16 protein-coding genes are annotated in these 20,965 nt (G+C 67.3%); 11 read left to right on the forward strand and 5 right to left on the reverse strand.

What is annotated here, in order from left to right; all coding sequences use genetic code 11:
* Positions 1-91: 91 nt before the first annotated feature.
* Positions 92-2,383, forward strand: coding sequence for an FUSC family membrane protein (locus HWX25_RS18795; RefSeq protein ID WP_175909637.1), 2,292 nt, complete (start codon positions 92-94; stop codon positions 2,381-2,383).
* A 301-nt stretch (positions 2,384-2,684) separates the two neighbouring features.
* The gene (locus HWX25_RS18800) at positions 2,685-4,052 is read left to right on the forward strand and encodes an amino acid permease (RefSeq protein ID WP_059815875.1); all 1,368 of its coding nucleotides are present in this window, start codon (positions 2,685-2,687) and stop codon (positions 4,050-4,052) included.
* A gap of 160 nt (positions 4,053-4,212) precedes the next feature.
* Here HWX25_RS18800 and HWX25_RS18805 read toward each other — a convergent pair whose 3' ends face one another.
* Entirely contained in the window at positions 4,213-4,374 is a 162-nt protein-coding gene (locus HWX25_RS18805) for a hypothetical protein (protein ID WP_006476417.1), read from the reverse strand.
* Between the two features lie 242 nt (positions 4,375-4,616).
* On the opposite strand from HWX25_RS18805, the gene HWX25_RS18810 reads away from it, so the two are divergent.
* The 3 genes from HWX25_RS18810 to HWX25_RS18820 are packed head-to-tail and all read left to right on the forward strand — an operon-like array spanning position 4,617 to position 8,104.
* The gene (locus HWX25_RS18810; RefSeq protein WP_175909639.1) at positions 4,617-5,660 is read left to right on the forward strand and encodes a Fe(3+) ABC transporter substrate-binding protein; all 1,044 of its coding nucleotides are present in this window, start codon (positions 4,617-4,619) and stop codon (positions 5,658-5,660) included.
* Positions 5,650-7,326 (forward strand): iron ABC transporter permease, encoded by a 1,677-nt coding sequence (locus tag HWX25_RS18815; protein WP_175909641.1) that lies wholly within the window; start codon positions 5,650-5,652, stop codon positions 7,324-7,326. The genes HWX25_RS18810 and HWX25_RS18815 overlap by 11 nt, the downstream gene beginning before the upstream one ends.
* Positions 7,327-7,330: 4 nt before the next feature.
* On the forward strand, positions 7,331-8,104 hold the full coding sequence (locus HWX25_RS18820) for an ABC transporter ATP-binding protein (RefSeq protein WP_059691128.1): 774 nt from the start codon (positions 7,331-7,333) through the stop codon (positions 8,102-8,104).
* Between the two features lie 80 nt (positions 8,105-8,184).
* Here HWX25_RS18820 and HWX25_RS18825 read toward each other — a convergent pair whose 3' ends face one another.
* The 4 genes from HWX25_RS18825 to HWX25_RS18840 form a co-directional block, all read right to left on the reverse strand.
* Positions 8,185-8,655, reverse strand: a complete 471-nt coding sequence (locus tag HWX25_RS18825; protein WP_006754321.1) for an Lrp/AsnC family transcriptional regulator — start codon at positions 8,653-8,655, stop codon at positions 8,185-8,187.
* A gap of 285 nt (positions 8,656-8,940) precedes the next feature.
* Positions 8,941-9,582 carry an NAD(P)H-binding protein gene (locus HWX25_RS18830; protein ID WP_175909643.1) on the reverse strand — a complete coding sequence of 214 codons (642 nt, stop codon included), beginning with the start codon at positions 9,580-9,582 and terminating at the stop codon, positions 8,941-8,943.
* Between the two features lie 139 nt (positions 9,583-9,721).
* Positions 9,722-10,177 (reverse strand): Rrf2 family transcriptional regulator, encoded by a 456-nt coding sequence (locus HWX25_RS18835; RefSeq protein ID WP_175909645.1) that lies wholly within the window; start codon positions 10,175-10,177, stop codon positions 9,722-9,724.
* Positions 10,178-10,268: 91 nt separating this feature from the next.
* Entirely contained in the window at positions 10,269-10,697 is a 429-nt protein-coding gene (locus HWX25_RS18840; RefSeq protein ID WP_059523609.1) for a hypothetical protein, read from the reverse strand.
* A gap of 193 nt (positions 10,698-10,890) precedes the next feature.
* Here HWX25_RS18840 and HWX25_RS18845 point away from each other — a divergent pair, with 193 nt between their 5' ends.
* From HWX25_RS18845 to HWX25_RS18870, 6 genes are all read left to right on the forward strand, one after another.
* Positions 10,891-11,226: a hypothetical protein gene (locus tag HWX25_RS18845; RefSeq protein ID WP_059815892.1), complete on the forward strand. Its 336-nt coding sequence runs from the start codon at positions 10,891-10,893 to the stop codon at positions 11,224-11,226.
* A 243-nt stretch (positions 11,227-11,469) separates the two neighbouring features.
* Positions 11,470-12,663: an ammonium transporter gene (locus HWX25_RS18850; RefSeq protein ID WP_059815895.1), complete on the forward strand. Its 1,194-nt coding sequence runs from the start codon at positions 11,470-11,472 to the stop codon at positions 12,661-12,663.
* A 193-nt stretch (positions 12,664-12,856) separates the two neighbouring features.
* A complete protein-coding gene (locus tag HWX25_RS18855) occupies positions 12,857-14,815 on the forward strand; it encodes an alkaline phosphatase PhoX (RefSeq protein ID WP_175909647.1) in 1,959 nt (652 codons plus the stop codon).
* A 563-nt stretch (positions 14,816-15,378) separates the two neighbouring features.
* Positions 15,379-16,203, forward strand: coding sequence for an IclR family transcriptional regulator (locus tag HWX25_RS18860; protein ID WP_059691123.1), 825 nt, complete (start codon positions 15,379-15,381; stop codon positions 16,201-16,203).
* Between the two features lie 250 nt (positions 16,204-16,453).
* A complete protein-coding gene (locus HWX25_RS18865; RefSeq protein WP_175909649.1) occupies positions 16,454-17,827 on the forward strand; it encodes an MdtA/MuxA family multidrug efflux RND transporter periplasmic adaptor subunit in 1,374 nt (457 codons plus the stop codon).
* Positions 17,828-17,842: 15 nt separating this feature from the next.
* Entirely contained in the window at positions 17,843-20,962 is a 3,120-nt protein-coding gene (locus tag HWX25_RS18870; protein ID WP_175909651.1) for an MdtB/MuxB family multidrug efflux RND transporter permease subunit, read from the forward strand.
* The last annotated feature ends 3 nt before the right edge of the window (positions 20,963-20,965 follow it).

Consider the following 20,965-nt stretch of genomic DNA (forward strand, 5'->3'; position numbering starts at 1 on the left):
AAGGCCAGGTTTTGCGGATCACGAAATACGATAGACTCGTCGCCAGTCAATACGCCGCCCCGGGCGTCTTCGTCTGTCATTCAGCCCATCGATGCGCTATTCGGTCGAAATCAGAAAGTTTTTCTACAGCCAGTACTTTTTCGGTGGCCTGCGGATCGCGGTCGGCGTATCGCTGCCGGCCGTGCTGTGCCTGATCGTGTTTCACAACCGGGAGCTCGGCTTCACGATCTCGACCGGCGCGCTCGGCGCGTGCGTCGTCGACATGCCGGGCCCGCTGAAGTACAAGCACAACGAAATGCTCGCGTGCAGCGTGATCGGCTTCCTGGCCGCGCTCGCGACCGGCCTCGCCACGCCGAACATCTTCGCGTTATGGCTGACGATCGTGCCGCTCACGTTCGTGCTGTCGCTGATCGTCGTCTACGGCAACCGCTGGCCGCAGATCAGCTTCGCGACGCTGTTCATGATGGTAATGACGCTCGAGGAGAAGTTCACGCCGCTGCAAGCGTTCGTCAATGCCGGCTGGATTCTCGCGGGCGGCCTCTGGTACACGTACTGGGCGACGCTCGTGTCGCAATGGCAGGCGCGCCGGATCGAACAGCAGGCGCTCGCCGAAAGCCTGTTCGCGTGCGCCGACTACCTGCTCGCGCGTGCGCAGTTCTACGATCTCGATGCCGATCTCGACGAGTGCTATCGCAATCTCGTCGCGAAGCAGATCACCGCGGTCGAAACGCAGGAAACCGCGCGCGACATCGTGCTGCGCAACCTGCCGAAGCTGCGCCGCGGCAAGCTCGACCCCGGCCGTACGACGATGTACAACCTGTTCATCAACAGCGTCGACCTGCACGAGCTGTTCGTCGGCGCGCACACCGACTACCCGCTCGTGCGCAACACGTTCGGCGGCTCCGACCTGATCATTTTCTACCGCGACCTGATCCGCAAGGCGGCCCGCGACCTCGAGGAAATCGGCCTCGCGGTGCTCGAGAATCGCGCGCCGCATTCGCGGATCAGCGTCAAGGCCGAACTGCGCGCGATCGAGTACGAGATCGAGCTGATGCGCAAGAAGAACTTCCCCGCCACCAACGCGGAAGCCTACGCAGCCGTGCTCGCGACGTTCCGGCGCATCTGGAGCGCGACGCGCCTGATCGACCGGATGCGCCGCAACCTGTCGGGCCATACCGACCCGCAGCAGACCGAACTGAAGATCGACAAGGCGCTCACGCGCTTCCTGCAGCGGCGCCGGATGTCGCCGCTGCTGATCTTCTCCAACCTGAACATGCGCTCGCCGAGCTTTCGCCACGCACTGCGCGTGACGATCGCGGTCGCGGTCGGCTTCTGGCTCGGCCGGCTGCTGCCGCTCACGAACGCCTACTGGATCGTGATGACGACCATCATCATCCTGAAGCCCGGCTACTCGCTCACCAAGCAGCGCAACGCGCAGCGTATCGTCGGCACGTTGATCGGCTGCGCGGCGAGCATTGCGCTGATCTACACGGTCAAGGAGCCGCACCTGCTGATCGCGATCATGTTCGGGTCGATGGTGATGAGCTACAGCCTGCTGCTGTTCAACTACGCGGCGAGCGTCGTGTTCACGTCGTCTTACGTGCTGCTGATGTTCCACCTGCTCGCGCCGGGCAGCATGCGGATCATCGGCGAGCGCGCGATCGACACCGTGGTCGGCTGCATGATCGCGATCGCAGCGAGCCGCCTGTTCCCGTACTGGGAATACCGGCTGATGGGCAAGCTCGTCACCGACATGCTGACCTCGACCCGCAAGTATTTCGAGGCCGTGTGGCGCGCCGGGCGCGGCGTGTCGCCGCCGCCCGTGCCGGCCGCCGACGGCGCAGCGGTCGTGCCGGTCGTCGCCGCGGCGATCGAGACGCCGGCCACCGCCCTCGACGACGACTACCGCTACCGCCTCGCACGCAAGGACGTGCACATCGCGTTCGCGAACCTCGGCCAGGCGTTCCAGCGAATGATGATCGAGCCAAAGGCGCACCAGCGCTTCGTGCCGGAGCTGAACGACCTGCTCGTGCAGACGCACGTGCTCGGTGCCCAGATCACAGCCGCCGCGCCGCTGATCCGCAGCGCGTGCGCGGCCGACGAGAACATCGTCCACGACGATGCGTTGCGCCGCGGCCTGTCCGCCGTGCTCGAGAACCTCGAGAAGGCGGAAGCCGGCGAGCCGCCGCCGGCCGACCAGCTCGACACGACGAAGCAGATCACCCGCGACCTCGACGCAATGGTCGTGTCCGCGGAAAAATCCGACGCGGTGGGCGCCGAGCTCACGCACGACCTGAAGGTGCTCGCGCACCAGTGCAAGCAGATGCTCGCGTCGTCGCTGCTGATTCGCAAGGACGCGAGCGTCATCCGCCTGCCCGCATGAGGCCCTGACGTCGTTCCGCCGCCGGCCGCCCGCGCACGCACGCAAGCGGGCCGGCCGGCGGCGCTCCCCGCTCCCGCAACTCCCTCCCGAAGCATGACCCGCACGCCACATACGGCCGACGCGTCCGCCGCGCGACGGCCCCACCTCCGATTACACCGGTTGCGCCAGTCAGGGAATACCCGATTCCGGTCGCTGGCTCCGGCTTGTTATCATTCCGACATCTTCAAGTTGTATATACAACTTGAGCCAACCGGGCCGGCCCCGTTCGCCCGGTCCGTCGCATAACGATATCGGAGACTCGATGAAGAACTTGCAGCGCCATCTGAGCGCGCGGCACATCCGCTTTCTCGCGCTGGGCTCGGCGATCGGCACCGGCCTGTTCTACGGCTCGGCGTCCGCGATCCAGCTCGCGGGCCCGGCGGTAATCCTGGCCTATATCCTGGGCGGCGCGGCTGTCTACATGGTGATGCGCGCGCTCGGCGAGATGGCCGTGCGCGAGCCCGTCGCCGGCTCGTTCGGCCACTACGCAACCGAAAACCTCGGCCCGTTCGCGGGCTTCGTCACCGGCTGGACCTACACGCTCGAAATGGTGATCGTCGCGATCGCCGACATCACGGCATTCGGCATTTATATGGGCTTCTGGTTTCCGGATGTCCCTCAATGGATCTGGGTGCTCGGCGTCGTCGCGATCATCTGCGGGCTGAACCTGTGCCATGTGAAGGTGTTCGGCGAGCTCGAGTTCTGGCTGTCGATCATCAAGGTCGGCGCGATCGTCGCGATGATCGGCGGCGGCGTCGCGATCCTGCTGACCGGCATGCATTTCGGCCATTCGGCCGACGTGCCGACATTCGCGAACCTGTGGAACCATGGCGGCTTCTTCCCGAACGGGATCGGCGGATTGATCGCATCGCTGTCGGTCGTGATCTTCGCGTACGGTGGCATCGAGGTGATCGGGATGAGCGCCGGCGAGGCGAAGGATCCTGAGCGCGTGATTCCGCGCGCGATCAACGCGGTGCCCGCGCGCATCCTGTTGTTCTACGTGCTGACGATGGTCGTGCTGATGTCGATCAGCCCGTGGACAGGCGTCGGCAGCGACGGCAGCCCGTTCGTGCAGATCTTCTCGGCGCTCGGCGTGAAGTCGGCGGCGACCATTCTCAACCTCGTGGTGATCAGCGCGGCGATCTCGGCGATCAATAGCGATATCTTCGGCGCGGGCCGGATGATGTTCGGGATGGCGCGGCAGGGCCAGGCGCCGCGCGTGCTGATGGCGACGTCGCGGCACGGCGTGCCATGGGTCACGGTGCTCGTGATGGCCGGCGCGCTGCTGATCGGCGTGCTGCTCAACTACCTGATGCCGAAGGACGTGTTCCTGGTGGTCGCGGCGATCGCGACGTTCGCGACCGTGTGGGTGTGGCTGATGATCCTGCTGTCGCAGGTCGCGATGCGCCGCCGCCTGTCGAGCACGGAGGTCGCGGCGCTGAAGTTCAAGGTGCCGCTGTGGCCCGTCGCACCCGCGCTGACGATCGCGTTCATGGCTTTCGTGATCGTGATGCTCGGCTGGTTCGAAGATACGCGCGTCGCGCTTTACGTCGGCGCGGCATGGCTCGCGCTGCTCGCGCTCGTGTTCTACGCACGAATCCGCCCGAAATTTGCGCCTGCGTCACGTTGACGCGCGACTGACCTTCCACGCGGCGCGCGGGCTTCGGCGTCCGCATCTATCGCGGCGCGACGCCTCGCGCCGCCCCCCCGCTTCCACTCTTCCTGCCGTTCCTGCGCATCGCTGGCGGCCCGTCCGGGCCGTGCAGCGATCATGCGCATCCGCGCCGGAGTCAGTGCGACGCGGCGCTCGCGGCCTCGGCCGGATGGGCCTCGTCGTACGCGTGCTTCTGCGAGATCGCGTTATACAGGATCGTCCCGATCACGAGCAGCACGGCCACGACGATCAGGATGCTCACGTTGCGGACAGGGTTCTTCTTGCGCTGATCGTTCATGGTCGGTACGGCTCCGTCGATTTCGTTGAAGCGGGCATTCTACGCGCTTGCGCCTGCGCTGCGACGCCCCGGTAGCACACCTCCCTCCCATCTTCCTCCCGGCTTTCCGACACCTTTCATTTGATAATCATTCCCATTTCGATCTAGAATCCGAAATCTTTCGCTTTGTAATGTTTCGGGTTGCTCGGGCGGCAGGCACGCCCCGGAACGCTTCTTCGTCCGCCTGCCTCATCGGAGTCTCCATGTCGAATCCGCGCACCCGCCTGCTGCCGCTCGCCGGCGCCCTCGCCCTTGCCGCCGCCGCATTCGCGCCACTGGCCCACGCGGCCGAGGAAGTGAGCCTGTACACCACCCGCGAACCGAAGCTGATCCAGCCGCTGATCGACGCGTTCACGAAACAGAGCGGCGTCAAGGTCAACACGGTGTTCGTGAAGGACGGCCTGCTCGAGCGCGTAAAGGCGGAAGGCGCGCAGTCGCCCGCCGACGTGTTGATGACGGTCGACATCGGCAACCTGCTCGACCTCGTCGACGGCGGCCTCGCGCAGCCGGTGCGCTCGAAGGTGCTCGACGAGGCGATTCCCGCGAACCTGCGTGGCGCGCAAGGCGACTGGTACGCGCTGTCGCTGCGCGATCGCGTGCTGTACGTGGAGAAGGACCTGAAGGTCGACGCGTTCCGCTATGAGGATCTCGCCGATCCGAAATGGAAGGGCAAGGTCTGCATCCGCTCGGGGCAGCATCCGTACAACACGGCACTCGTCGCGGCGATGATCGCGCACGACGGCGAAGCCGCGACCGAAAAGTGGCTGCGGGGCGTGAAGGCGAACCTCGCCCGCAAGGCGACGGGCGGCGACCGCGACGTCGCGCGCGACATCCTCGGTGGCATCTGCGACGTCGGTCTTGCCAACGCGTACTACGTCGGTCACATGAAGAACGCGGAGCCGGGCACCGATGCGCGCAAGTGGGGCGACGCGATCAAGGTCGTGCGGCCGACGTTCGCGAACGCGAAAAGCGGCGGCACGCACGTGAACATCAGCGGCGCGACGGTCGCGAAGCACGCACCGCACAAGGCCAACGCGGTGAAGCTGCTCGAGTACCTCGTGTCGCCGGAAGCGCAGGCGCTGTATGCGCAGGCGAACTACGAATATCCGGTGCGCGCGAACGTGAAGCTCGATCCGGTGATCGCGAGCTTCGGCACGCTGAAGGTCGACCCGCTGCCGCTGACCGACATCGCGAAGCACCGCAAGGCGGCCAGCCAGCTCGTCGACAAGGTCGGCTTTGACAACTGACACAACGTTCGTCCGCGCGCGCCGCCGGCCGCTCCGTTCGCGCGCGGGCGCCCTCTGGCTGGGCGCGGCCGTCGCGATCGCCGCGGCGGTCGCGGCGCCGCTCGCGGTGCTGGTCGCCGCCGCGTTCGGCGCCGATCTCGCGCACTGGAAGCATCTCGCCGAATTCGTGCTGCCGCAGGCGCTCGTCAGCACGCTGCTGTTGCTCGCGGGCGTCGGCGCGATCGTCACGGTGGTCGGCACCGGCTGCGCGTGGCTCGTCACCGCGTACGACTTTCCCGGCCGCCGGATGCTGACCTGGGCGCTGCTGCTGCCGCTCGCGGTGCCCACCTATATCGTCGCGTTCGCCTATCTCGACCTGCTCCATCCGATCGGCCCCGTGCAGGGCGCGATCCGCTGGCTGCTCGGCTTCGACAGCCCGCGCCAGTTCCGTCTGCCCGACCTGCGCTCGCTGCCCGGTGCGATCTTCGTGCTCGGTTTCGTGCTGTATCCGTACGTGTACCTGAGCACGCGCGCGATGTTCGTCACGCAGTCCGCGAGTCTGCTCGAAGCCGCGCGCACGCTCGGCGCGGGACGCATCGCGACGTTCTGGCACGTCGTCGTGCCGCTCGCGCGGCCGGCGATCGCGGTCGGCGTGAGCCTTGCGCTGCTCGAAACGCTGAACGACATCGGCGCATCGGAATTCCTCGGCGTGCAGACGCTGACCGTGTCGGTCTACACGACGTGGATCACGCGCTCCGATCTCGCCGGCGCCGCGCAGATCGCGCTCGCGATGCTCGCGATCGTCGTCGGCATGATCGCGCTCGAACGCTACGGGCGCCGCCGCCAGCGCTACGCGCACGGCCGGCGCATGCGTCCGGTCGCACCGCGCAAGCTGACGGGCGCGGCCGCGTGGAGCGCCTCCGCGCTCGGCTGGCTGCCGGTGCTGCTCGGCTTCGGCGCACCGGCCGCGTACCTCGCGGTCGAGACCGGCAAGCGGCTGCATCTCGTCGGCGGCGTATCCGCGCAATTGATGACCGGGCTCGCGAACACGCTGACGATCGCCGCCGCCGCAACCGTCGCGACGCTCGCATGCGGGCTCGTCGTCGCATGGGCGGCGCGCGCGCAGCGCGACAGCGCGCGCGCGGGCCCGGCCCGTGTGTGCGCGCGAATCGCGAGCCTCGGCTACGCGGTGCCGGGCACCGTGCTCGCGATCGGCCTGCTGATCCCGTTCGCGGCGGCCGATCGGCTGCTCGGCGCGGCGCTCGGCCGTGACGGGCTGCTGCTGATGGGGTCGGCGGCGGCGCTCGTGATCGCCTACACCGTACGCTTTCTCGCGATCTCGGCCGGCAGCATCGAAGCCGGCCTCGCGCGCATACCGCCGTCGCTCGAACACGCCGCGCGCTCGCTCGGCGAGACGGCCGGCGGCACGCTGCGCCGCGTGCACCTGCCGCTGCTGCGGCCCGCGCTCACGACGAGCGCACTGCTCGTCTTCGTCGACGCGATGAAGGAGCTGCCGGCGACGCTGCTGCTGCGCCCGCTGAATTTCGACACGCTCGCGACCTGGCTGTATGCGGAGGCCGCGCGCGGCACCTATGAGGAAGGCGCGGTCGCCGCGCTCGCGATCGTGCTGGCCGGGCTCGTGCCCGTGATCCTGCTCGCGCGCACCCGTCACAAGATCGGAGCCTGACACCGTGAACCTGCTCGAACTCGACGACCTCTGCGTCGCCTACGACACGCCGCACGGCCGCCGCACGGTGGTCGACGGGCTGAGCCTCGCGCTGCCGCGCGGCGACATCGGCTGCCTGCTCGGCGCATCGGGCTGCGGCAAGACCACCGTGCTGCGCGCGATCGCGGGCTTCGAGCCCGTGCGCATGGGACGCATCGTGCTGGACGGCACGCCCGTCGCGGCGCCGTCGCTCGACGTACCGCCCGAACGGCGACGTATCGGGATGATGTTCCAGGACTACGCGCTGTTCCCGCACCTGAGTGCGGCCGACAACGTCGCGTTCGGCCTGCGGCGCATGCCGAAGGCCGAGCGGCGCGCGCGCGTCGCGGACATGCTCGAGCTCGTCGGCCTCGCCGCTTCCGGCAGCGCGTATCCGCACGAACTGTCGGGCGGCCAGCAGCAGCGCGTCGCCCTCGCCCGCGCGCTCGCGCCGTCGCCCGAGCTGCTGCTGCTCGACGAGCCGTTCTCGAATCTCGACGTCGATACGCGCGAGCGGCTCGCGTTCGAGCTGCGCGACATCCTGAAGCGCACGGGTCACACCGCGATCCTCGTCACGCACAACCAGGCGGAAGCGTTCGCGATCGCCGACCGGATCGGCGTGATGAAGGACGGCCGGCTCGCGCAATGGGATACGCCGTACGCGCTGCACCACCATCCGGCCAGCCCGTTCGTCGCGGAGTTCGTGCGCCGCGACGCGCTCGCGGACGAACGCGCACGCGCGCTGTCGCGCGGCCGCTGACCGGGCGATAACGGCACGTATCGGCGGCGCGCACACGTAACGCCCATGCGCACCGACGCGGTCCGTTGCCGCCCCGCGCGCTATGCCGGCTCGGACAGATCGCGCACCGGCAGCGCGGTCGAATACTTGATCTGCTCCATCGCGAACGACGAACTCACGTCGAACAGCGGCACCGCGCGGATCAGTTGCTTGTACACGCGATCGTAATCGTCGATGCCGGCCACCACGACCCGCAGCAGATAGTCGGTCTCGCCGCTCATCCGGTAGACCTCGACGACTTCCGGCATGTCGCGCACGGCCTGCGTGAAGCGCTGCGCCCACTCCTCGGTGTGCTGGTTCGTGCGGATCGCGACGAACACCGTCGTGCCGACACCGAGCTTGCGCGGATCGCACAGCGCGACCTGCGCGCGGATCGCGCCGGTTTCCTTGAGCCGCTGCACGCGCTTCCAGCAGGGCGTCTGCGACAAATTCACGCGCTGCGCGAGTTCCGCGATCGGCAATGTGGCATCTGCCTGCAACAGCTCAAGCAGTTTGCGATCGATGGCATCCATTTACCCGGTCCCTCGTAGATAGAAATTTTTTCTATGCATCCTGCATGACGGGGAACAATATGGAAACCGCCGCGCGGCGTCGACCGGGATAAATACCAATCAGGCCGGGAAGCATCCGCGTCACGCGCGATCCCGCGCGCAGCGGCCCATCGATCATCGGCACACCAGACGAAACAGGCGATTCCACCCGTCGAGGTGGAATCGCCTGAAGTCATTGCGGCTGCGCAGCCTGCTGGCCGCTCACGGCGAATGCGGCACCTGCGCGCCGCCTTGCCGTGGGATCGCTCAATACGCGACCGTTGCGATCTCGCGCACAAAGCTGTGTTGCTCGAGCGCATCGACGAACGCGACCGCGTAGTCTTCCGCCGAGATCCTGCTGTTGCCCTCTGCGTCCACGATCAGCTTGCCCGTGCCCGTGCGGAACGTGCCCGTGCGCTCGCCCGGCGCGATCAGGGCCGCCGGCGCGAAGAACGTCCAGTCGATATCGCCGACCGTTTTCAGATAATCGAGCGCATCGCGATGCGCGAGCGCGACTGCCTTGTACGCGTCCGGGAAACCTTCGGTGTCGACCAGTTGCTTGCCCGGCGCGACCTCGAGCGAACCGGCGCCCCCCACCACCACGAGCCGCTTCAGGCCCGCCTGGCGCGTGCTTTCCACCAGCGCCTTCGCCGCGGCGGCGATCTTCGCGGGTTCGTCCTGCTTCTGGCTATACGCGCTCGCGACGACGTCGTGGCCCGGCAGCGCGGCCGCGATGCTGGCCGCATCGAACAGGTCGGCCGCCTTCGCGGTGATGCCGTCGCCGGCCGCGCCCGGATGGCGTGACAGCGCAGTCACGCGATGGCCGCGGCGCACGGCTTCCGCGGCGATGCGCGAGCCGATCATCCCGGTGGCGCCGAACAGTGCGATGTTCAAGGTACGTTGCGTCATGTCGATTCTCCAGAAGCAAAAAGTAACTGCATTGATTACATATAAGATCGAAAAAAAAACGGAGCAACACTCCGTCGTGCCGGTCGCCGCGCGTGCGCGTCACCCGGCCTCCTGCCCTGCATCAGCCGCTGCCTGCGATTTATCCGCCGGTGCTTCCCGTCGGCCGGCTGCGCTGCTCCGATTCGAGCACGTCGGCCGTGACGTCCGCAAGCGTACGCGTGGCAAGCGATGCTTCCATCGCGCGCTGCGCGTCGCCGATATAGTCGATCAGCACGCCCTGAATGTGCCGCCCGACGAGACATGCGGGATTCGGCGCCTCGCGATGCAGCGCGAACAGCTGCGCATCGTCGACCGCGCGATACACGTCGAGCAGCGTGATCTCGCCGGGCTCGCGCGCCAGCAGCGCGCCGCCGCCCGCGCCGAGCTGCGACGTGGTCAGCCCCGCGGCCGCCAGCATCGACAGCAGACGGCGAATCAGCGCCGGATTCGTGTTCACGCTACCCGCGATGATGTCGGACGACAGCGGCGCACCTTCCTGCATCGACAGCAAGGCAAGCACATGAACGGCAAACGCGAACCGGCTGCTGGTATTCATTCCTCACTCACTCGGTGACGCCGGCCCGAACGGCAGCCGGCGGCAATGTGTACGCACTATAGTTACATTTCACGAATTCCGCAAGGGGCGCTTACTCGCCGCTGGCCGGCTTCGCACCCGATGCGTTCTGCTGACTCCACTGCTGGAGCTTCTTGCCGGCCTCCGCCATCTTCGCGCCCGCTTCCGATGCCGCGTGTGCGACGACGGCGGACGCGGCCGCATCGATCTGCGCCTGCGCGGCGGACGCGAGGCCGCTCGCGGACAGCGGCGGCACGGCCGAGGCCGCGCTCGCGATGCCGGCCTTCGCGGCATTGATCTGCTGGTTGACGGTGCTCGCCACCTGGTCGAGCGCCTTGGCCGCGTTGTTCGCGGCATCGGCGGCCGCGCTGGCGGCCGTATCGGGTTGCGTGGCCGGCGTGCCGGACTTCTCGCAGCCTGCGAGCAACAGCGCCGCACCAACGGCCGCGGCCGCCAGCACGGACCCGGGCACGCGACGCGCCAGCCAAGTCTTCATCTTCATCAGCGATCTCCGGCCGTGCGCCGCACGGCCTGAATGGTTGGACCAGCGTCGATGATACCGCCTGTGGAACAGGGCCAATGACGACTGGTGATTAAAAATGCCTTTCAATTTCGGATTTGTCTGATTCAATCGCAGGCGTGCCGAGACTAAAGTGGGCGGGCCTCAATCCGCTCCGTCTGCTGCCCGTTTCTTCATGGCTTTCCTCATCGACTGGTTCATTGCGCTGGCCGCCGCGCTCGCCGCCACCCTGTTCCTGTGCCTTCGCTCACCGTCCGCATCGTGCCTGCGCGCTGCCGGGCGCCCGCGCCGCGTGGCGTGCGCTCGCCTGCTCGCCCAGGCGGTGATCGGCTTCTGGACGGCCGCGCTGATCGTCGCGCAAGGCATCCTTGGCCCCGACGGCGACGGCCAGTCGCACGCGGGCTTCGCGGCGCTCGCGTTTGCCGCACTCGGGCTCACCACCGTTGCCGCCTATTGGTGTGCCTGCGCACTGCGGCTGCGGCGCTCACGCGTGCTGTTCGCCCGCCGCTGACGCGCCAGACCGGTGCATCGCTGCGCACCACGCCGCGCATCGCACGCACCAGTTGCGCTCGCATCGCACCACGCGCGTGCATTCGCTGCCCCTCCGGCCCCACCCGCGGCCTGCCCCTCTCCCGTGCACGCATCGCCCGCGTGCCGAATCGCACGGCCGCTCGCACCACTTACACTCACACGTTCACCAAGTTGGCTCGATATTTGCGTTCCTTGCCCGTTTTTTGCGCAAGGAAGCCACAGCATGGATGGTCTGAAATCCGGCGTCGACACACTGTTCCTGTTGATCGGCGCCGTCATGGTGCTCGCGATGCACGCGGGCTTCGCATTTCTGGAGCTCGGCACGGTCCGCAAGAAGAACCAGGTCAACGCGCTCGTGAAGATCCTGGTCGACTTCTCGGTGTCGACGCTCGCGTATTTCTTCATCGGCTACACGATCGCGTACGGCGTCGAGTTCTTCGACGACATCGGCACGCTGTCGCAGCACAGCGGCTACGCGCTCGTGCGCTTCTTCTTCCTGCTGACGTTCGCGGCGGCCATTCCCGCGATCGTGTCCGGCGGCATCGCCGAACGCGCGAAATTCAACCCTCAGCTCGTCGCGACGCTAATCATCGTCGGCTTCATCTATCCGTTCTTCGAAGGAATCGCATGGAATGAACGCTTCGGCGTGCAGGGCTGGCTCACGCATGCGTTCGGCGCGCCGTTCCACGATTTCGCAGGCTCGGTCGTCGTGCATGCATTCGGCGGCTGGGTCGCGCTGCCGGCCGTGCTGTTGCTCGGCGCACGTCATGGCCGCTATGCGAAGGACGGCCGGATCGCCGCGCACCCGCCGTCGAACATTCCGTTCCTCGCACTCGGCGCATGGGTGCTCGCGGTCGGCTGGTTCGGCTTCAACGTGATGAGCGCGCAAACGCTCGACAAGATCAGCGGCCTGGTCGCCGTGAACTCGCTGATGGCGATGGTCGGCGGCACGCTCGCCGCGTGGATGGCCGGCCGCAACGATCCGGGCTTCACGTACAACGGGCCGCTCGCGGGCCTCGTCGCGGTCTGCGCGGGCTCCGACGTGATGCACCCGATCGGTGCACTCGTCACCGGCGCGGCAGCCGGCGCGTTGTTCGTCGCGATGTTCACCTGCGTGCAGAACAAGTGGCGCATCGACGACGTGCTCGGCGTGTGGCCGCTGCACGGGATGTGCGGCGCGCTCGGCGGCATCGCGGCCGGCGTGTTCGGGCAACCCGCGTTCGGCGGCCTCGGCGGCGTGTCGTTCGTGTCGCAGCTCATCGGCACGCTCGGCGGCATCGCGATCGCCACCGCCGGCGGCACGCTCGTGTACGGCGCGCTGAAGGCGACCGTCGGCCTGCGCCTCGAGCGCGAAGCCGAATTCGACGGCGCCGACCTGTCGATCCACCGCATCTCGGCGACGCCCGAGCGCGACTGAGCGCGAATACGCGCCCAACCGGCGTCCGGCGGCGCGCCTGACGGACGCCCGACGCATCATTACGTTTTCAATTCAAAAAACTTTCATCGAGCGTCCCTAAACTTCGGTCCAGTTTTCAACTCGCCTTCGCATTGCTTGCTGATCGCCTGCTTCGCGAAAGGCCATTCTTCCAACATTCGAAACTGGACTCCACATGCCCGCGTTGCCCAATGCTTCCCGTCGTCAGGCCCTGAAGATCCTCGCCGGCGCGCCCATGCTGCCCCTCTCCGGCCTCGCGCTGCCGGCCCTGCTGACGGGCTGCGGCGGCGACGACAATCCGGCGGCAACGCCGGCCGCCGCCGCGTACACGTCGGCGGCATTCTCGGCGATGGCCGCGCCCACGCTCGACAACGCGGCCGCGATGGCCACGACGACGGTCGGCTCGACGCTGTCGGTGTCGTTCTCGGACGGCTCGTCGCGCAACTTCAAGCTCGCGTACCGGCCGTTCTTCGTGACGGGCGACATGGTGCCGGACGGCAAGGGCGGCACGACGCTCGCGGGCGGCTACTACGACATCAACAACCAGCCGATCATCGACCGCTCGGTGGCGGGCAAGGAGCGCCAGTTCTATTCGGACTGCCCGGACGGCAGCTCGCTGCTGACGCTGAAGAATGCGAACGTGGCCGGCGTGAAGGGCAACACGGTGTTCGCGGTCGTGCAGTTCGAATACACGACGCGCGACCAGGCGAGCGCATCGCAGTACGGCCAGCTGCCGTCGCCGATCGCGGTGATCACGCTCGACCAGGATCCGTCCAGCGGCGCGCTGAAGGTGGTCAAGTATCACAACGTCGACACGTCGAAGGCGCACGGCCTGTGGATCACGTGCGGCGCGAGCCTGTCGCCGTGGGGCACGCACCTGTCAAGCGAGGAATACGAGCCGGACGCGACGAAGGCCGCGACCGACGCGCAGTTCAAGGCATTCAGCCGGAACACGTTCGGCGACGAGACGAAGGCGAATCCCTATCACTACGGCCACCTGCCCGAGATCACGGTGAACCCGGACGGCACCGGCTCGGTGAAGAAGCACTACTGCCTCGGCCGCATCTCGCACGAGCTGATCCAGGTGATGCCGGACCAGCGCACGGTAATGATGGGCGACGACGCCACCAACGGCGGCCTGTTCATGTTCGTCGCCGATAAGGCGGCCGACCTGTCGGCCGGCACGCTGTACGTCGCGAAGTGGACGCAGACGTCGTCCGCCGGCGCCGGCAGCGCGACGCTCACGTGGATCAGGATCGGTCACGCGACCAGCAGCGAGATCGAGACGCTCGCGAACACGCTGAAGGCGTCGGACATCATGGACCTGACGACGACCGAGCCGAACGACGCGAGCTTCACGAAGATCCACTTCGGCGGCAAGTTCAACTGGATGCGCGTGAAGCCCGGGATGGAAAAGGCGGCCGCGTTCCTCGAGACGCATCGCTACGCGGCGCTGATCGGCGGCAGCATGGCGTTCACGAAGCTAGAAGGCACGACGGTCAACGCGAAGGACAAGATCGTCTACACGGCGATGTCGCGGATCGAGACGTCGATGGTCCAGGGCAATGCGGTGTCGCGCGACGTCGCGGTGGACAAGAAGATCGCAGCAGGCGCCGTCTACGCGCTGAACCTGAAGGCCGGCCAGCGCGACACGTCGGGCGGCGCGATCGACAGCGAGTGGGTGCCGGTCGACATGGGCGCGCCGGCCGCGCTCGTCGGCGAGGACCTCGCCGCGGCCGATGCGCTCGGCAACCTCGCGAACCCGGACAAGATCGCGAACCCCGACAACCTGAAGTTCTCCGAGAAGCTGCGCACGCTCTTCATCGGCGAAGACTCGGGCATGCACGTGAACAACTTCCTGTGGGCGTACAACGTCGACACGAAGTCGCTCGTGCGCGTGCTGTCGTGCCCGGCCGGCGCCGAATCGACGGGCCTGCACGCGGTCGACGAGATCAACGGCTGGACCTACATCATGAGCAACTTCCAGCACGCGGGCGACTGGGAGACGCCGCTGCACGACAAGGTCAAGCCGACGCTCGATCCGCTCGTGCGCGCGAACTTCAAGGACCGCTTCGGCGCCAGCGTCGGCTACCTGACCGCCGAGCCGACCAGCATCAAGCTCGCGAAGGGCTGACCCTCTGCACCGTGGGGCCGCGTGCCCCTGTCACGCTTTCTTCTTCACGTTTCATTCGTCGGCGCTCCACGCCGGTTTACGCGCGATGCCCATTGCGGGCATCGCGCTTTTTTTTTGCGCGCGCCGCACGCACGCAGGCGCGCACGAGCACGGTCGAACGGGCGATTTCAGCGATCGGGGGATAATACGGACCTGATGCGTCCGGCGGACGGGCAAAAAAAAAGCGCCACGGAGACCGTGGCGCTAAAAAAGTTCTAGCCATTCCGAGGGCCGTGCTAGAACCTGAGAGACTGCGCGAAACACCGTTGCCGGTTAAACTCGTGAAACGATGTTTCGAAAACGTGAGACATTCTTTCCGTTTCCGCCCGACAAGTCAAGCGGTATTTGCACCGGTTTGTTCACTTCCCGGTAATGCACATTTGAGCGCTTTCCTAATAAACCAAGGGTGAACCCGTAAAATCTCATCCGATGAACGATTCACCCATGGAACACGCATCTTTTGACAATCATCCTACAATACCAACAAAATTGAAATCGAGTTTCGGAAATAGAGAGAATCCCTCGTGTCGACACCTGTAACGCCTCCCGCGCCCCGCGACCGCGAATCGTCGCCGGACGAGATCACCGCGCTCGCGCGCGGCCTCGCCGTGCTGCGGCGCATCGCGGCCGCCGATGCCCCGGTCAGCAACCGCGAACTCACCGAATTGACGGGCATCCCGAAGCCGACGGTGTCGCGCATCACCGCGACGCTCGTCAGCGCCGGCTTCCTGTTCCAGTTGCCCGACAGCGAGCGCTTCGTGCTGACCGCGTCGGTGCTGGAACTGAGCCACGGCTTCCTGCGCAACTTCGACATCCGCGCGCGCTCACGGCCGTTCATGATCGAACTCGCCGAGCGCACGTCGCTGTCGGTGCACCTCGCGGTGCGCGACCGGCTCGACATGGTCGCGATCGACGTGATCCGGCCGCGCTCGGCCGTGCTCGTCACGCGTCTCGAGATCGGCTCGCGGATGGACATCGCGCGCACCGCGGTCGGCCGCGCGTATCTCGCGGCACTGGAGGACGACGAGCGCCGCGTGCTGCTCGACGCGCTGCGCGCGACGGCCGGCGACGACTGGCCGCACGTATCGGCGCGCCTGAACCCCGGCGTCGAGGATGCGATGCGCACGGGCCATGCGATCGCGATCGGCGAATGGCGCGAAGGGCTGAACGCGGTCGCGGCCGGTTTCGTCGGCCCGTCGGGCCAGCGCTATTCGGTGAACTGCGGCGGCGCATCCAGTCAGTGCCCGCCCGAATGGCTGCAGGAACACGTGGTGCCCGCGCTGCACGAATGCATCGCGAAAATCACCCGCGAGATCGGCGGCGCACCCGCCCGGCGCAGCGCCGTGTAATCGATCCGTCATCGTCCCGTCGCCTTCTGTAACGACCGTAACCCGTTGAAAGATAGACGACTGGACTGTAACGGGGACGGGACGTAGCATCATGCCCATCGTCGCGCCGCATTCGCGGCGCGCACCGCTCTTTTCTTTTCCCGCGCGGGCCGGAAGGGCCCGGATCGAGCCGGCCCTCCGGCACCGCAAGCCCACGCGCCGCCCCGGGCCCGTCTCCCGGCCCGCCGCGCCGTCTTCCTGACAGAACACGATGGACAACCAACAAAAGCCCACGCCCCCTTCGAAGGATCCTGCCTCCCCCGCCGTGCGCCGCCCGCGCCGCACGCTGGTGATCGGGACGCTCGCGGTCGTCGTCATCGGCGGCTTGCTGTGGTGGCACCCGTGGAACCGTACGCAGGCGGACGCGTCGGCAGCGGGCAGCGCGGCCTCCGGCGCGAGCGCCGGAGGCGGTGGCGGCCATCGCGGCCGCGGCGGCCCCGCCGCCATGGCGAACGTTCCGCAACCCGTATCGGTCGCGACCGCGACGCAGGGCGAGATGCCGATCGTGCTGTCCGCGCTCGGCACCGTGACGCCGCTCGCGAACGTGACGGTCAAGACGCAGTTGTCGGGTTATCTGCAGTCCGTCGCGTTCCAGGAAGGCCAGATCGTCAAGAAAGGCGACCTGCTCGCGCAGGTCGACCCGCGCCCGTATCAGGTCGCGCTCGAGAATGCCGAAGGCACGCACGCGCGCGACTCGGCGCTGCTCGCGACGGCCCGCATCGACCTGAAGCGCTACCAGACGCTGCTGTCGCAGGACTCGATCGCGTCGCAGACGGTCGACACCCAGGCGTCGCTCGTCAAGCAATACGAAGGAACGGTGAAGACCGACCAGGCGGCGATCGACTCCGCGAAGCTCAACCTCACGTACGCGCGCATCACGGCGCCGGTGTCGGGCCGCGTCGGCCTGCGCCAGGTCGACCCCGGCAACTACGTGACGCCGGGCGACACGAACGGGATCGTCGTGATCACGCAATTGCAGCCGATGAGCGTGATCTTCACGACCTCGGAGGACAACCTGCCGCAGATCGTCAAGCAGGTGAACGCGGGCCGGAAACTGTCGGTCACCGCGTACAACCGCAACAACACGGTGCCGCTCGAGACGGGTTCGCTCCAGACGCTCGACAACCAGATCGACACGAGCACCGGCACGGTCAAGCTGCGCGCGACCTTCGACAACAAGGAAGGCCTGCTGTTTCCGAATCAGTTCGTGAACACGCGGCTGCTGGTCGACGTGATGCGCGATGCGACGATCGTGCCGACGGCCGCCGTGCTGACGGGCTCGATCGGCCAGTTCGTGTACATCGTGAAACCCGACAACACGGTGACGGTGCGCAAGGTCAAGGTCGGCCCGGTCGACGGCGAGCGCACGAGCATCGTCAGCGGCGTCGCGATCGGCGAGCGCGTGGTCACCGACGGCTCCGACCGGCTGCGCGAAGGCGCGAAGATCACGATCCCGGCCGACAAGCCGAAAGGCGCGTCGGGCGCGCACGGCGCCGGCGCGGCGTCGGGTGCATCGGGTGCGGCCGCCCACCGCGGCGGGCAGAAGCACGGCGCGTCGCAGGCAGCGGCCCCCGCGGCCCAGTAACGCGCGGGCCGCTCGATGAATCCATCCCGCCTCTTCATTCTCCGGCCGGTCGGCACCGCCCTCCTGATGGCGGCGATCATGCTGGCCGGTCTCGTCGCGCTGCGCTTCCTGCCGCTCGCCGCGCTGCCCGAAGTCGACTACCCGACGATCCAGGTCCAGACCTTCTATCCGGGCGCGAGCCCGGAGGTGATGACGTCGTCGGTCACTGCGCCGCTGGAGCGGCAGTTCGGCCAGATGCCGTCGCTGAACCAGATGTCGTCGCAAAGCTCGGCCGGCGCGTCGGTGATCACGCTGCAGTTCTCGCTCGACCTGCCGCTCGACATCGCCGAACAGGAAGTGCAGGCCGCGATCAACGCGGCCGGCAACCTGCTGCCGTCCGACCTGCCCGCCCCGCCGATCTACGCGAAGGTCAACCCGGCCGACGCGCCGGTGCTGACGCTGGCCATCACGTCGAAGACCTTGCCGCTCACGCAGGTACAGGACCTGACCGACACGCGCCTCGCGATGAAGATCTCGCAGATCGCGGGTGTCGGCCTCGTCAGCCTGTCGGGCGGCAACCGGCCGGCCGTGCGGATCCAGGCCAACCCGACCGCGCTCGCGAAGTACGGGATGAACCTCGACGATCTGCGCACGACGATCTCGAACCTGAACGTGAACACGCCGAAGGGCAACTTCGACGGCCCGACGCGCGCGTACACGATCAACGCGAACGACCAGCTCACCAGCGCCGATCAATACAACGACGCGGTCGTCGCCTACAAGAGCGGCCGCCCGGTGATGCTGACCGACGTCGCGAAGGTCGTCGCCGGCTCGGAGAACACCAAGCTCGGCGCATGGGTGAACACCGAGCCCGCGATCATCCTGAACGTGCAGCGCCAGCCGGGCGCGAACGTGATCGCGACCGTCGACGCGATCAAGGCGCAGCTGCCGAAGCTGCAGGAGACGCTGCCCGCCGCGCTCGACGTGCAGATCGTCACCGACCGCACGACGATGATCCGCGCCGCCGTGCGCGACGTGCAGTTCGAGTTGCTGCTCGCGGTCGCGCTGGTCGTGCTCGTGATGTACCTGTTCCTCGCGAACATCTACGCGACCATCATCCCGAGCCTGTCGGTGCCACTGTCGCTGATCGGCACGCTCGCGGTGATGTACATGGCCGGCTTCTCGCTGAACAACCTGTCGCTGATGGCGCTCACGATCGCGACCGGCTTCGTCGTCGACGACGCGATCGTGATGATCGAGAACATCGCGCGCTACGTCGAGGAAGGCGATTCGGGGTTCGAGGCCGCGCTGAAGGGCTCGCGGCAGATCGGCTTCACGATCATCTCGCTGACGGTGTCGCTGATCGCGGTGCTGATTCCGCTGCTGTTCATGGGCGACGTGGTCGGCCGGCTGTTCCACGAGTTCGCGATCACGCTCGCGGTGACGATCGTGATCTCGGCGATCGTGTCGCTCACGCTCGTGCCGATGATGTGCGCGAAGCTGCTGCGCCACTCGCCGCCGCCCGAAAGCCACCGCTTCGAGGCGCGCGTGCACCGCGCGATCGACTGGGTGATCGCGCGCTACGCGGTCGCGCTCGAATGGGTGCTGAACCGCCAGCGCTCGACGCTCGTCGTCGCGCTGCTGACGCTCGGGCTCACCGCCCTGCTCTACGTGTACGTGCCGAAGGGCTTCTTCCCCGCGCAGGATACCGGCGTGATCCAGGCGATCACGCAGGCGCCGCAATCGATCTCGTACGGCGCGATGGCCGAACGCCAGCAGGCGCTCGCGGCCGAGATCCTGAAGGATCCGAACGTCGAAAGCCTCACGTCGTTCATCGGCGTCGACGGCAGCAACATCACGCTGAACAGCGGCCGGATGCTGATCAACCTGAAGGCGCGCGACGAGCGCGCCGAGTCGGCCGCGCAGATCATCCGCGACCTGCAGCAGCGCGTCGCGAACGTGACCGGCATCACGCTGTTCATGCAGTCGGTGCAGGACCTGACGATCGACTCGACCGTGAGCCCGACGCAGTACCAGTTCATGCTGACGAGCCCGAACCCCGACGAGTTCGCGACCTGGGTGCCGAAGCTCGTCACGCGGCTGCAGAAGGAGCCGTCGCTCGCCGACGTCGCGACCGACCTGCAGAGCAACGGCCAGTCGGTCTACATCGAGATCGACCGCGCAAGCGCCGCGCGCTTCGGCATCACGCCGGCGACCGTCGACAACGCGCTGTACGACGCGTTCGGCCAGCGCATCGTGTCGACCATCTTCACGCAGTCGAACCAGTACCGCGTGATTCTCGAGTCGGAGCCGAAGGACCAGCACTACGCCGAATCGCTGAACGACATCTACCTGCCGTCCGCGGGCGGCGGCCAGGTGCCGCTGTCGTCGATCGCATCGTTCCACGAACGGCCGTCGCCGCTGCTCGTCGCGCACCTGTCGCAATTCCCGTCGACGACGGTCTCGTTCAACCTCGCACCGGGCGCGTCGCTCGGCGAGGCCGTGAAGGCGATCGACGCCGCCGAGAAGGACATCGGCCTGCCCGGCTCGTTCCAGACGCGCTTCCAGGGCGCGGCGCTCGCGTTCCAGGCATCGCTGTCGAATCAGCTGTTCCTGATCCTCGCGGCGGTCGTCACGATGTACATCGTGCTCGGCGTGCTGTACGAAAGCTACATCCATCCGATCACGATCCTGTCGACGCTGCCGTCGGCCGGCGTCGGCGCGCTGCTCGCGCTGATGATCACCGGGCACGATCTCGACATCATCGGGATCATCGGGATCGTGCTGCTGATCGGCATCGTGAAGAAGAACGCGATCATGATGATCGACTTCGCGCTCGAAGCCGAACGCGTCGAAGGCAAGCCACCGCGCGAGGCGATCTACCAGGCGTGTCTGCTGCGCTTCCGGCCGATCCTGATGACGACGCTCGCCGCGCTGCTCGGCGCGGTGCCGCTGATCTTCGGCGCCGGCGCGGGCTCCGAGCTGCGCCAGCCGCTCGGGATCGCGATCGCGGGCGGCCTGATCGTGTCGCAGGTGCTGACGCTGTTCACGACGCCGGTGATCTACCTCGGCTTCGACAGCCTCGCGCGCCGCGTGCGCGGCTGGTTCGAACGGCACGGCCCCGGCCGCGACGCCGGCAAGCAGACGGGCGCGTAAGCG

This window comes from Burkholderia sp. BCC1640 (assembly GCF_902833125.1).
GTDB classification, from domain to species: Bacteria; Pseudomonadota; Gammaproteobacteria; order Burkholderiales; family Burkholderiaceae; genus Burkholderia; species Burkholderia diffusa.

Bases quoted from the DNA above. Each gene is read 5' to 3' on its own strand.
- HWX25_RS18795 (WP_175909637.1), top strand. From the start codon at position 92: ATGCGCTATTCGGTCGAAATCAGAAAGTTTTTCTACAGCCAGTACTTT.
- HWX25_RS18800 (WP_059815875.1), top strand. From the start codon at position 2,685: ATGAAGAACTTGCAGCGCCATCTGAGCGCGCGGCACATCCGCTTTCTC.
- HWX25_RS18805 (WP_006476417.1), bottom strand. From the start codon at position 4,374: ATGAACGATCAGCGCAAGAAGAACCCTGTCCGCAACGTGAGCATCCTG.
- HWX25_RS18810 (WP_175909639.1), top strand. From the start codon at position 4,617: ATGTCGAATCCGCGCACCCGCCTGCTGCCGCTCGCCGGCGCCCTCGCC.
- HWX25_RS18825 (WP_006754321.1), bottom strand. From the start codon at position 8,655: ATGGATGCCATCGATCGCAAACTGCTTGAGCTGTTGCAGGCAGATGCC.
- HWX25_RS18830 (WP_175909643.1), bottom strand. From the start codon at position 9,582: ATGACGCAACGTACCTTGAACATCGCACTGTTCGGCGCCACCGGGATG.
- HWX25_RS18835 (WP_175909645.1), bottom strand. From the start codon at position 10,177: ATGAATACCAGCAGCCGGTTCGCGTTTGCCGTTCATGTGCTTGCCTTG.
- HWX25_RS18840 (WP_059523609.1), bottom strand. From the start codon at position 10,697: ATGAAGATGAAGACTTGGCTGGCGCGTCGCGTGCCCGGGTCCGTGCTG.
- HWX25_RS18845 (WP_059815892.1), top strand. From the start codon at position 10,891: ATGGCTTTCCTCATCGACTGGTTCATTGCGCTGGCCGCCGCGCTCGCC.
- HWX25_RS18850 (WP_059815895.1), top strand. From the start codon at position 11,470: ATGGATGGTCTGAAATCCGGCGTCGACACACTGTTCCTGTTGATCGGC.
- HWX25_RS18855 (WP_175909647.1), top strand. From the start codon at position 12,857: ATGCCCGCGTTGCCCAATGCTTCCCGTCGTCAGGCCCTGAAGATCCTC.
- HWX25_RS18865 (WP_175909649.1), top strand. From the start codon at position 16,454: ATGGACAACCAACAAAAGCCCACGCCCCCTTCGAAGGATCCTGCCTCC.
- HWX25_RS18870 (WP_175909651.1), top strand. From the start codon at position 17,843: ATGAATCCATCCCGCCTCTTCATTCTCCGGCCGGTCGGCACCGCCCTC.